Raw genomic sequence first — 13,103 nt, 5'->3', positions numbered from 1 at the left:
AAGAAAGCGCCAGCAAAAAAATCACCGGCAAAGAAAACCGCGGCCAAGCCCGCATCTAAAGTGAAAAAAGCGGTAAAAGCAGCTGCTACCCAGAAAAAATCCACCCCTAAAAAAACCAAGGCAAAGACCCAGAAAACAAAACCAACATCTTTACCCGAAAATGCGACCACGCTAGAGCAAGTTAAAGCAGAACTAGAAACACAAACGCCGATTAATAAGCCAGTGCCGAAGGTTGCGCCGGTGAAGAAAGTTATTCATAGAGTTGAGCAAAGTCTCGCTCTAGACCCTATGGAAAAGCTTGAAGAGGAAGTGAGAAAAGAGAATGCCAACAACGGCGACAACGCCCCAATTCGTAGTTTGTTTGATTTCTAACTGGGCTTAGATTCAAAAACCTGTTCAGGTGAAACTTGAACAGGTTTTTTTATACCCGCTATTTAATCAACGCCGCTAGCCGTGTAAGGTCTGTCAATAACTTCTCCCGATCCGTTGCGGCAAGTTGCGAGCCATAAAGGTCAAGATTGTCGATCATCGCCTTAGCCGGGTCAGCAGTGCATAAGGTCAGCGACTGCAACTGCTGATAGATCAAGTTCTGCTGGCGCAGCTCAGCATCAATTTCCAAGCGCTTGACCTGTTCGCGAAAAGCGTCGTCGTCGCTATCGGTTAAAAAACGGCGGATGGCGCGTAATGGCTGCACACACTGTTCTTGCCATGGCGTGGTAATAGTTATCAGTTGTTGCAGATGTTCAAGGCTTAGACACTGGCCCTGTGTGCCCAACCAACCACAACTCAGCAATATATTCACATCAGCGTTATCGTGATCCTGTAATGCGATCAATAGCGGTGCTACATCGGGCCGACGGTAAACCGCTAACGAGTATTGCCATAAAAGGTTATCTTGCATAGTCAATTCCATATTTTCGTACTGCCATTACTTCATTTCCAGTACAATGCTGCGCCATGATCACACTGGAACAGATAAGCTTACAACGAGGCAGCAAGTTCTTGCTAGAGCAAGCGAGTGCTGTTTTTCACCCCGGCCAGAAAATAGCGCTGATCGGCGCCAATGGCACCGGCAAATCTAGCCTATTTCAATTACTACTAGGCCAACTCAGCAACGATGACGGCACGGTCTCGATCCCGCAACAATGGCGTATCGCGCATATGGCGCAAGAAGTCGCGACCAGCGAGCGCAATGCACTGGACTATATCATTGATGGCGATCAGCAACTGCGTACCATTGAGGCCGAGATGCAGCAAGCTGTGCAAGATGATCGCCATGAAAAGCTGGCGCTATTGCATGAGCAGCTGGATACCATTGATGGCTATAATGTCAAAGTGCGAGCCGAACAATTAATGCTGGGGCTGGGCTTTCAGCTTAGCGATATCAATAAGCCGGCCAATAGTTTTTCTGGGGGTTGGCGTATTCGCTTAAATTTGGCGCAAGCCTTGATGAGTCCTTCTGATTTGTTGCTGCTCGATGAACCGACCAACCACCTTGATCTCGACGCCGAGCTTTGGCTTGAGCAATGGCTGCAACGCTATCAGGGCAGCCTGTTATTAATTTCTCATGATCGGGATTTTATCGATAGTGTTTGCGAAGGTATTGTCCATATCGAACATAAGCGCTTAAACAGCTATAAGGGCAACTACTCTGCCTTTGAACGCCAACGAGCCGAACGTTTGGCCCAACAACAAGCCAACTATGAAAAACAACAAGCTCGCAAGGCAGAAATTAGTGACTTTGTCCGGCGCTTTCGAGCCAAAGCCACCAAAGCCAAACAAGCGCAGAGTCGCTTGAAAGAATTAGCCCGAATGGAAGATATTGCGCCAGCGCATATCGACTCGCCCTTTGATTTTAGTTTTCCCGAACCCGAAAGATTTTCCGATCCGCTGTTAAATTTAAGCCATGCCGATTTGGGTTATGGCGAAACCACGATCATCAATCAAGTGAATCTCAGCATTCACCCCGGCAGCCGGATTGGATTATTGGGTGCCAACGGTGCCGGTAAGTCTACTATGATCAAATCTCTGGCCAGTGATATTGCATTATTATCAGGCGATTTTACCAAGGGTGAAAATTTACAACTAGGCTATTTTAGTCAACACCAGCTGGAAGCGCTTGATTTGGATGCCAGCCCTATATTGCATTTACAGCGCTTGAGTCCAAAAATCCGCGAGCAGGAAATTCGTAATTTTCTCGGCGGCTTTAATTTTCACGGCGATATGGCAGTAGAGCCGATAAGGTATTTTTCTGGCGGTGAAAAAGCTCGCTTGGCGCTGGCCATTGTCGTATGGCAAAAACCGAATCTCTTATTATTAGACGAGCCAACCAACCATCTCGACTTGGAAATGTGCCATGCGTTAACAGTGGCCTTGCAAGCTTTTGCGGGCGCTGTCATCGTGATATCACATGATCGCCATTTATTACGCAATACCGTCGATCAATTTTTACTGGTTGCCAATGGCAAAGCGGATTTGTTTGAAGGCGACCTTGACGACTATGGCCGCTGGTTAATCAGCCAGAGAAAGGCCGATAGTTCTGTTATCGATAACAGCAAAAACCAAGCCGAAAAAGTCGATAAAAAAATACAGCGCCAACAGGCCGCTCAAGTAAGAAAAAAATTGAACCCGATCAACAACGCTATTAAAAAAATTGAACAGCAGATGGCAAAAACTGACCAGCAGCTAGCCACTATTGAAACCGCTTTGGGCGATAACAGTCTGTATCAGGACGATAATAAGGATAAACTTCAACAGCTATTGCAAGATCAGGCCAAACTGGTGCAGCAAAAAAATCAACAGGAAGAACAATGGCTGGAATTAAATGATGATTTGGAAAGCCTGCAGCAATCTTTATAACCGCCTAGCGCAAACGACGAATCTTGAACTTTCGCCCCTTAATCTTGCCCTGTTCTAATCGTTTTAATGCTTTATTAGCCACCTTACGATCTATCGCCACATAGGCTACATAATCCAGCACAGTAATTTTTCCAACAGCTTTTCCATCTATACCTGCATCACCGGTTAATGCGCCCAAGATATCACCTGGTCTGACTTTTTCTTTTCGTCCACCGGCAATACATAAACTGACCATAGGTGGTTCAGTGACAAAGTCGATATTGGCATTAAGTATCTCAGCCGCTTCAAACTCTATTGGTTTATTTTGATACTCAGCAATGGCATCCAGTTTATATTTTTCAGCATCGGTGAACAGACCTAGCGCAAGACCTGCTTTGCCTGCCCTTCCAGTTCGACCGATACGATGAATATAAACTTCAGGATCCCGGGGTAGTTCATAGTTAATTACCGCAGGTAGATCATCGATATCCAAGCCTCTGGCAGCCACGTCTGTTGCGATCAATAACGAACAACTACGCTGGGTAAACTGTATTAATACCTGATCTCTATCTCTTTGTTCCAAATCGCCATGCAGGGCTTTGACACTTAAACCTTGATCGCGCAAATATTCACAGAGCTGCTTGACTGCTTTGATGGTATTACAAAAAATTACCGCGGAGTCGACCTGATGATGGGCTAGTATTCGCATCAAGTTAACCAGCTTGTGTTCTTTACTGGAAATATATAAGGCTTGGTGAATATGGCTAGTGCTATGGATAGACTCTACACTGATTTCAATCGGTTCTTGCTGAAACGCAGCACTCAGTGATTTTATTGGCTTTGGGTAGGTCGCGGAAAATAATAAGGTCTGCCGTTTTGCCGGCGTTTCGCCAATAATATGCTGGATATCATCATAGAAGCCCATATCCAACATCCGATCGGCCTCGTCTAACACCAAAGTGTTAATTCGCCTGAGCGATAATGTTTTTTTGCGGATATGATCTTTTATTCTACCAGGGGTGCCAACAATAATATGCGCACCATGTTCCAGAGAGCCAATTTGTGGGCCGATCGATTGACCGCCACATAACACCACAACCTTAATATTTTGCTGGTAGCGCGCCAACCGGCGAATTTCTGTGGCCACTTGCGTACTGAGCTCCCGTGTTGGACACAAAATCAGACTCTGCGCTGCAAAATCCCTTGGATTGATTTTAGTCAACATGCCAATAGCAAAAGCGGCGGTTTTACCACTGCCTGTTTTGGCTTTGGCGATCACATCTTTACCCTCTAACACCAAAGGTAAACTTTGCTGCTGGATAGGCGTCATGGTTTTATAACCAAGCTGTTGCAGGTTATTTAACTGGCCAGACGGTAAATCTAAGGTAGAAAATGGGCTATCGATTACGGCAGACTCTAGATAGTTATAGACAGGGTTAGTTGCTGGCGCGGAGTATAACAGAAGTAGCGTCGGTTAAGGCTGATCCGTTGTAGCAGTAACCAATAGCTTCTGATAGACCGACCTTAGAAACAATAGAAATAATGCCGATGAAATCCCTGAAGCAGCAAAGATCATACACATCACCATAATTTGATAGCGGGCAGCAATAAGCGGCGAGACGCCGGATAAAATCTGTCCGGTCATCATTCCCGGCAAGGATACCAAGCCTACGGCAAATAATGAGTTAACGACCGGTATTAGTGATGCATTAAAGGCTTTCGCTCTGGCCTGTTGAAAATTATCGCCATGCTGAATTTCCGAGAAAAACCTTTCTGCGGATAAACTCACACTGGTCATTGCGCTGGCAAAGACCATACCTCCCAACGGAACCATATACTGGGGAGCATACCAAGGCTGCACCTGTAATACCGCCTGACTAATAACTAACAGGGTAACACCGCCACCGATGGCGATGGCAAAGCAGGCTTTTGCCAGCAAGGCTCGCCGATACTCAACCACGGCATTAAGCGCAATCCAGCTGGACACTGCAATCATCAGCAGTAACACCGTCAACACCACTATAGGAAGATCGGTGGAAAACAGGTAGGCCAGGCAATAGCCCACCGTCAGTAATTGCACCAGCATCCGGGCAACCGCATAAATCGCATTACCATAGTCGAGTGACCAATGATAATAAACCAATACTACCGCAACCACTGGAATAAAGGCTAACGCCAGATTAGCCAGAGCTACAGCCTCAATAGATGCTTCCATAATAACCTAGCAGCAGGCTTCGCCAGTGCCAGTACCTGCTTGCAGCCCACCTTTGGTTTCTCCAGCAGAACGTAATGTACCGGCAGGTTTACAAAAGCGACCCAGATTGGTTGCCTGCGCCGGGGATATACCTACAAAATCTTTGGCATAAGGACCTTTTCTAATCAGGTCAAAGGTTCGGCGGGAAACAGCAATACGCTCACCTCTTGGATAACGATTACCTAAATCATCAAATACTTCGCTATAGGGGCCGCGGTATAAAACAGCCTCACCGGCATCGTAAAGATTGGCTTTGTCAGGTTTGGTGGCTAACAGCGTTACTGATCGAAATTCAATATCCTCAACAACCTGCCAGGGCCGATCATCCCACTTGTCATAACCGACGGCGACAAAGCCGGCATCAAGAAATGCCTTCAGGAATTCTTTTTCTTCAAATGCACCGGAAATACATCCACTCCAGAGGGTTTCGTCCTGCTGTAAACTGTCAGGCACATGCTCATCCGACACGATATCTGAAATAGCAACACGGCCACCGGGCTTTAGTACCCGAAAAATTTCATTAATCATTTGTTGACGATCGGCTTTAGCCACTAAATTTAACACACAGTTCGAAATCACCAGGCTCACCGAATGATCGGCAATCATAGGATTATTTTTTCGCTGTTGCTGTTTCCATGACTCTAATAAATTGAATTGCTCAACATTCATCACCGGGTCGGCTTTTAACTTTGCCTCCAGAGCCTCAACGCTTAATCCAAGATCCTGAATATATCCTTTATGAAAAGTCACCCGGTCGTCACCGAGCTTTTCCGCCATGGCTTTTTGATGACTACGAGCCAAAGCCAACATATCATCGGTCATATCGACACCAATGACATGACCCTGTTCACCAACAAGTTGAGCAGCCATATAACAAATCTTGCCGCCACCAGAGCCCAAATCCAGCACCACATCGCCCTCCCTGACATAACGGGAAGGATCGCCACAACCATAATCTCTTTCTATAATTTCCTGCGGCAACATGCTCAATAGCGAGGTATCATAATCCACGGGACAACAAAGCGCTTCTTGACGCTGATTGGCTCCTTCGGCATAACGCTCACTCACACTGACTTCAACGGACATAGTATTTACCTTTATTTTTGTAATATATTGGATTATCGACGCCAGGCATGGAATTTTTCTACCCACTGTAACAAGCCCTCTGGCTTATGTGCTTTTTTCCATTCGCCGGCAGCGTATTTATTCGCCTCACTCAAGGTGGGATAGATATGAATTGTTGCCATCACTTTATTCAAACCCAGACCATGGCGCATAGCTAATACATACTCTGCAATCAGTTCGCTGGCATGGTAGCCAACAATCGTAACGCCAAGAATTCTATCTTTGCCGGGCACCGTCAATACTTTCACAAAACCATGGGCTTCGCTATCCGCTATGGCTCGATCTAAATCATCAATCCCGTATTTGGTCACTTCATAGGTTATATTCTTGGCCTGCGCTTCTTTTTCGTTGAGTCCAACTCTTGCTACCTCAGGATCAGAAAAAGTAACCCATGGCGTTATCGAATAATCAACTTTGAATTTTTTAAAGCATCCAAATAGGGCATTAACAGCAGCATACCATGCCTGATGAGAAGCCATATGGGTAAACTGATAAGGGCCAGCCACATCGCCACAGGCATAAATGGTAGGACAGGTGGTGCGTAAATATTTATCCACGGTAACCGTACCATTATCGTTGCAGGCGATACCCACATTCTCAAAGCCAATATGCTCTGTGTTGGCCTGACGGCCGTTGGCCAATAAAATTTGATCGCAATCCAGACCAATGTTATCACTGTTATTAATAGCGACTTGTGCCGTTTTAATATCACCATGCTGTTGCAACTCGATAACCGAGCTATGTTCTAACACTCGTATACCATCTTGTTGAAACTGGGCTCTGATTTGTTCGGCCACATCATGATCTTCTTTCGGCATTATTTGGCTGCGTACCACCATGGTCACTTCGCTACCTAAGCGTACAAACGCTTGCGCCAACTCACAACCAATCGGGCCACCGCCAATAACAACTAAATGTTTGGGCAACTCGCGCAGTTGCCAAATGGTATCCGAGGTTAAATAGTCGCAACTGTCGATACCGGGAATAGATGGCACCGCCGGGCGGCCGCCGGTCGCTACAATAATATTGCGAGCACTCAGCGTTTCGCCATTCACTTCCACCTGCCATGGCGAAATAATGGTTGCTTTACCCTGCACACAATTAACGCCTAGCTCGGTATATCGCTGAACTGAATCATGCGGTTCTATCGTCGCAATAATTTTTTCAACACGAGCCATCACTGCCGGAAAATCCACTTCACCGGAAACATTTTTTAAACCATAGTCGGTGGCGCGCCTTAAATACTGATTAATCCGGCTGGAACGAATAATGGCCTTGCTGGGTACACAGCCAGTATTTAAACAGTCGCCGCCCATTTTATGTTTTTCTATTAAGGTAACTTTTGACTTAACCGTAGCGGCTATATAGGAAGACACCAAACCACCAGCACCGGCACCAATCACCAATAGATTATTATCGAACTGTTTCGGCTTTTTAAAACCGGATTTTTTGTAACTCGACCAGATCTTTCTTTTGTTAACAACCGCAACAATCAGCTTGGCAATCCAAGGAAACAGCCCCAAAAGTATAAAGGAGCCCAATAAAGCCGGTGATAAAAGACCACTCAAACTTTCCAACTGCGCCAACTGGGTCCCGGCATTAACATAGACCGCAGTACCGGCCAGCATGCCTATCTGGCTCACCCAATAAAAAGTCCAGAGCTTGATCGGGGTTAATGCCATCGCCAGATTAATCACAAAAAAAGGAAATACGGGGACTAAACGCAAGGTAAATAGATAAAAGCCTCCTTCCTTTTCAACACCTTGATTAATCGCCGTGAGATGACCGGTAAAACGCTGCTGCACCCAATCGCGCAATAAACTTCGAGCTATCAAAAAAGCCAAACTGGCACCGATGGTTGAGGCAAAGGACACTAGCAACAAGCCCCAGCCCAAGCCAAATAAAGCACCACCCACTAAAGTCATCACTGCAGCACCGGGCAGCGAGAGTGCGGTAACAAGCACATAAATAACAAGATACATCAGGGCAACTAACAGAGGCTGCTGTTGCTGATATTGGGCAATAGCTTGCTTCTGGCTATTAAAAAAATCGAGGCTGAGGTACTGGCTGACATCAAAGTAGAAAAAACCACCCACGGCGAGCAGTATGATTAGGAACAGAATTTTTCGTTGCATGGCTTGATCGTACCTGCAGTGACTATAAAACGAGCGAGTTTTAACGAGCGGGCTTAATTACCGCCTATCAGCAGGCGCCTAGATGAAGCTTTATATTAACGCTAAGTTGATATTTTACCAGTATATAGCTTTTCTAAAGCGGAGATTAAGCATCCATCGATGCTGTCGTTCTGTCTCACCGCCTTGAATTTTGCTGTTACGCCCCTATTATAGCAGACAGCCTTTCAAGCCTTGTCAGTTAAACGCTGGATGGTATGATATCGCACCCACTACGACATGCCGAGATCATGTTGTTACTAACAGAAATGCTCAATCACAACGAATACCACAGGCCCAGTGCCTCATAGTTTTGGAGAATAATCATGAGCGACAATATCGTTCACGTCACAGACGCCAGTTTTGAAACCGATGTATTAGGTGCCGATATGCCAGTATTACTCGACTTTTGGGCCGAGTGGTGCGGCCCGTGTAAGATGATTGCCCCAGTCCTTGCGGAAATTGCTACACAATATGAGGGCAAGCTGAAGGTCTGCAAAATGGACGTCGATGCCAATACCGAAACAGCCCCCAAATTCGGCGTTCGCGGCATCCCAACCCTAATGATCTTCAAAAATGGCAATGCTGAAGCCACTAAAGTCGGCGCTCTTTCCAAGACTCAGCTTAGCGAATTTATCGACGGTGCCCTATAAGTGTTCTTATTCTAGCCCTGATGGAAAAAAAGTGCGCCTCAGGGCTAGACGCATTGGCATTTCAGTGCTAAATTCTCTTTCGACTGCACTGTCTGCGTCACCCCAATACCCTTTTTCCTTAAATTTAGCTACCTAAAACTGTCTCAAATACCCGAAAATCTACTCGCGTCCGCGTACTACCTTGGTAGTTTTCATTACCTGAAATCAATTCTAATAATCCTATGAATCTAACTGACTTAAAAACCAAGCCCACCCAGGAATTACTTGATATCGCCAAAGACATTGGTCTGGACAATATCGCTCGCCAACGCAAACAGGATATTATTTTCTCTATCCTCAAGCGTCATGCTAAAAGCGGTGAAGATATCTCCGGTGATGGGGTATTAGAAATTCTGCAGGATGGCTTTGGCTTCCTTAGAAGCGCTGACTGCTCTTACTTGGCCGGTCCGGACGATATTTACGTTTCCCCCAGCCAGATTCGCCGCTTTAATCTGCGTACCGGCGACACCATTTCCGGCAAGATTCGCCCCCCAAAGGACGGCGAACGGTATTTTGCCTTACTGAAAGTCAGCGAAGTTAATTACACCCAACCCGAACAATCGAAAAATAAAGTCCTATTTGAAAACCTTACTCCGCTATTTCCCGATGATCGCTGCGTGCTGGAAGTCGGCAATGGCTCAACAGAAGATTTAACCGGTCGTATTATCGATCTGACCTCACCGATTGGTAAAGGCGCCCGCGGTCTGATCGTCGCACCACCCAAGGCCGGTAAGACACTTATGCTGCAGCATATCGCCCAAAGCATGGTGCGCAATAATCCCGAGTGCTACATGATCGTACTGTTGATCGATGAGCGCCCTGAGGAAGTCACAGAAATGCAGCGATCGGTACGCGCCGAAGTGGTGGCATCGACCTTTGATGAACCACCGGCCCGTCACGTACAGGTAGCCGAAATGGTTATCGAAAAAGCCAAGCGCTTGGTTGAACATAAAAAAGACGTTGTTATTTTATTAGATTCGATTACCCGTCTGGCCCGCGCCTATAACACCATTATCCCCTCTTCCGGCAAAGTACTGACCGGTGGTGTTGATGCTCATGCACTGGAACGTCCCAAGCGTTTCTTTGGTGCCGCTCGTAATGTTGAGGAAGGTGGCAGCTTAACCATCATTGCTACGGCGCTAATTGATACCGGATCCAAAATGGATGAGGTTATCTACGAAGAATTTAAAGGCACCGGTAATATGGAGCTGCATCTTGATCGCAAGGTAGCAGAAAAACGGGTTTACCCAGCCATTAATATTCGCCGTTCCGGTACTCGTCGTGAAGAGCGGCTGACGGACGAGGAAGAATTGCAAAGAATGTGGATACTGCGCAAATTATTGCACGGCATGGAAGATCTACAGGCAATCGAATTCTTGCTGGATAAACTGAAAGACACCAAAACCAACGACGAATTCTTTTTGTCGATGAAGCGAAAATAATGCTTGGGGCGGGTTTGTGATAATTCGCCCCAACTGATTAATCCTCCATGAAATATAAAGACCTTCGTGACTTTATAGCTTTTCTTGAACAGCGCGGTGAGTTAATTCGCGTTACCGAACCTGTCAATCCCAAACTGGAAATGACTGAAATCTGCGACCGTGTTTTACGCAACGGCGGCCCGGCTATTTTGTTTGAAAACCCTATTGGTTTTTCTACGCCTGTGCTAACTAATTTATTCGGCACCGAAAAACGGGTGGCGCTGGGCATGGGTCAGGATGATATTATCAAACTACGCGAGGTGGGCGAACTGCTGGCTTATCTGCGTCAACCCGAACCGCCTAAAAGTTTAAAAGATGCCTGGGATAAAGCACCGCTGTTAAAAAAGGTGCTACATATGGCGCCCAAAATAATTAAAAAACCCGCCTGCCAGCAACATATTATTGCTGGCGATGAGGTTGACCTTTATCAGCTACCCATTCAAACCTGCTGGCCTGACGATGCCGGCCCATTAATTACCTGGCCCTTGGTCATTACTCGAGGCCCGAATAAAGAGCGTCAGAATCTCGGTATTTATCGCATGCAGCTAATCGGTAAAAACAAACTGATTATGCGCTGGCTATCACACCGCGGTGGCGCTTTGGATTTTCAAGAATTTCAGCAGCAAAATCCTGGCAAGCCTTACCCAGTTTCAATTGCTTTGGGTGCCGACCCGGCAACGATTTTGGGCGCAGTGACACCCGTACCCGATAGCCTCAGTGAATTTGCCTTTGCCGGATTACTGCGCGACGGCAAAACCGAAGTAGCCAAATGCTTAAGCAATGATTTAAATGTTCCTGCCAGTGCAGAATTTATTTTAGAGGGTTATCTTGCTGCGGGAGAAATGGCTGACGAAGGTCCTTTTGGTGACCATACCGGCTACTATAATGAAGTCGATCAATTTCCTGTGATGACTGTCACCCATATTACTCATCGCGACAATCCGATTTATCATAGCACTTATACCGGCAGGCCGCCGGATGAACCGGCTATTTTAGGCCTGGCTTTAAACGAAGTTTTTGTGCCTATTTTGCAAAAACAATTTCCGGAAATTAGTGATTTTTATTTGCCCCCGGAAGGCTGCTCTTACCGCATAGCGGTGGTTAGCATGAAAAAACAATATGCTGGCCATGCCAAACGCGTGATGATGGGCGTATGGTCTTTCTTGCGGCAATTTATGTATACCAAATTTATTGTTGTTACCGACGATGATATCAATGTCCGCGATTGGCAAGATGTGATCTGGGCCATGACGACACGCATGGATCCACGTCGTGATTGTGTTTTTATTGATAATTCACCGATCGATTATTTGGATTTCGCCTCACCTGTGTCAGGCCTCGGTTCTAAGATCGGCTTTGATGCCACTAATAAAGTGCAAGGGGAAACAAACCGCGAATGGGGCCAGCCTATTGTTATGGATCAAACCACTCAACAACGGGTTGATGATATCTGGTCTTGTTTAGGCTTGGATTAACTATTCGTGGCTACATCACTGCTCGAGTTACCGCCACTCAGTTTATATATCCATATTCCTTGGTGCATCCGCAAATGCCCTTACTGCGATTTTAATTCTCATACCGCTAAAAGCATTCCCGAACAAGCGTACGCCAAAGCATTAATTGAAGATCTCGATTTAGAATTATCGCTTGTCCAGAACCGTCAACTGTCCTCGATTTTTTTTGGTGGCGGCACCCCCAGCTTATTTTCAGCAGCAACGATTGCCGACATTCTTCAACAGGTTGAAAAACGCATCTCCTTTACTGCAGATATTGAAATTACGCTTGAAGCAAACCCCGGCACAGTGGAACAAGAAAAGTTTTCTGGCTATGCGACAGCAGGGATTAATCGTTTGTCGATCGGCGTACAAAGTTTTAATGCAGAGCATTTAGTATCATTGGGCCGCGTCCATAATAATATTGAAGCGATCAACGCTGCAAAGGCGGCCAGACAGGCAGGGATTGATAATTTTAACCTTGATTTAATGCATGGCTTGCCGCAACAAAGCGGGCAGCAAGCACTTGACGATATTCAACGGGCTATTGATTTAGAACCCACGCATATTTCTTGGTATCAACTCACTATAGAACCTAATACCGCCTTTTATAATGTACCCCCCACCCTGCCAACGGATGATCATCTTGCAGAGATTCAAAATAGGGGCGAACAGCGTTTACAACAATATGCCTACTCCCAATATGAAATTTCTGCTTATTGTTTAAAAGCAAAGCAGTCACTGCATAATATTAACTACTGGACATTTGGTGACTATATTGGCATCGGCGCCGGCGCTCATGGCAAGCAAACTGATCTTGCTAATCAAAGGATTTTACGACGCTGGAAAACCCGGGCACCTAAAGATTTTCTTAATCGCGAAAAAACCTTTATAGCCGGTGAAAGGATTTTATCAGCGCAAGAACTTCCCCTAGAGTATATGATGAATAGTTTACGGCTTAATCAAGGCTTTCAGACGCAGCAGTTTGAACAAAGGACCGGACTGGCTATCGATAGTCTAAAACCAAAATTAGATAATCTGATGCAAAG

Annotated in this window: 11 protein-coding genes; 6 read left to right on the top strand and 5 right to left on the bottom strand. The window is 46.0% G+C overall.

Going from position 1 to position 13,103, the window contains the following annotated elements:
• Positions 1–372, top strand: a 372-nt coding sequence (locus tag AACP44_RS06395) for a hypothetical protein (RefSeq protein WP_339339644.1), incomplete at its 5' end; no start/stop codon positions are given.
• Positions 373–430: 58 nt separating this feature from the next.
• Here AACP44_RS06395 and AACP44_RS06390 read toward each other — a convergent pair.
• Entirely contained in the window at positions 431–901 is a 471-nt protein-coding gene (locus tag AACP44_RS06390; RefSeq protein ID WP_339339643.1) for a TIGR02444 family protein, read from the bottom strand.
• A gap of 56 nt (positions 902–957) precedes the next feature.
• Here AACP44_RS06390 and AACP44_RS06385 point away from each other — a divergent pair, with 56 nt between their 5' ends.
• A complete protein-coding gene (locus AACP44_RS06385) occupies positions 958–2,859 on the top strand; it encodes an ATP-binding cassette domain-containing protein (protein WP_339339642.1) in 1,902 nt (633 codons plus the stop codon).
• 4 nt (positions 2,860–2,863) lie between these two features.
• Here the strand turns inward: AACP44_RS06385 and dbpA are convergent, their stop codons facing one another.
• From dbpA to AACP44_RS06365, 4 genes are all read right to left on the bottom strand, one after another.
• Positions 2,864–4,243 carry an ATP-dependent RNA helicase DbpA gene (gene dbpA / locus AACP44_RS06380; RefSeq protein WP_339339645.1) on the bottom strand — a complete coding sequence of 460 codons (1,380 nt, stop codon included), beginning with the start codon at positions 4,241–4,243 and terminating at the stop codon, positions 2,864–2,866.
• Between the two features lie 69 nt (positions 4,244–4,312).
• Positions 4,313–5,053, bottom strand: a complete 741-nt coding sequence (locus AACP44_RS06375; protein WP_339339641.1) for an ABC transporter permease — start codon at positions 5,051–5,053, stop codon at positions 4,313–4,315.
• A gap of 6 nt (positions 5,054–5,059) precedes the next feature.
• A complete protein-coding gene (locus tag AACP44_RS06370; protein WP_339339640.1) occupies positions 5,060–6,178 on the bottom strand; it encodes a methyltransferase domain-containing protein in 1,119 nt (372 codons plus the stop codon).
• A gap of 32 nt (positions 6,179–6,210) precedes the next feature.
• Complete coding sequence (locus AACP44_RS06365) at positions 6,211–8,352, bottom strand: FAD-dependent oxidoreductase (RefSeq protein ID WP_339339639.1); 2,142 nt, start codon at positions 8,350–8,352, stop codon at positions 6,211–6,213.
• 362 nt (positions 8,353–8,714) lie between these two features.
• Between AACP44_RS06365 and trxA the strand changes: the two genes are divergently transcribed.
• The 4 genes from trxA to hemW all read left to right on the top strand — a co-directional run.
• Entirely contained in the window at positions 8,715–9,041 is a 327-nt protein-coding gene (trxA, locus tag AACP44_RS06360) for a thioredoxin TrxA (RefSeq protein WP_339339638.1), read from the top strand.
• Positions 9,042–9,262: 221 nt separating this feature from the next.
• A complete protein-coding gene (gene rho, locus AACP44_RS06355; protein WP_339339637.1) occupies positions 9,263–10,522 on the top strand; it encodes a transcription termination factor Rho in 1,260 nt (419 codons plus the stop codon).
• 47 nt (positions 10,523–10,569) lie between these two features.
• A complete protein-coding gene (ubiD, locus tag AACP44_RS06350) occupies positions 10,570–12,036 on the top strand; it encodes a 4-hydroxy-3-polyprenylbenzoate decarboxylase (RefSeq protein WP_339339636.1) in 1,467 nt (488 codons plus the stop codon).
• Positions 12,037–12,042: 6 nt separating this feature from the next.
• The coding region (hemW, locus tag AACP44_RS06345) for a radical SAM family heme chaperone HemW (RefSeq protein WP_339339635.1) at positions 12,043–13,103 on the top strand (1,061 nt) is incomplete at its 3' end.

Source organism: uncultured Oceanicoccus sp., from assembly GCF_963968385.1.
GTDB lineage: Bacteria > Pseudomonadota > Gammaproteobacteria > Pseudomonadales > Dasaniaceae > Oceanicoccus.
This window is presented reverse-complemented; position numbering and strand designations above follow the sequence as displayed.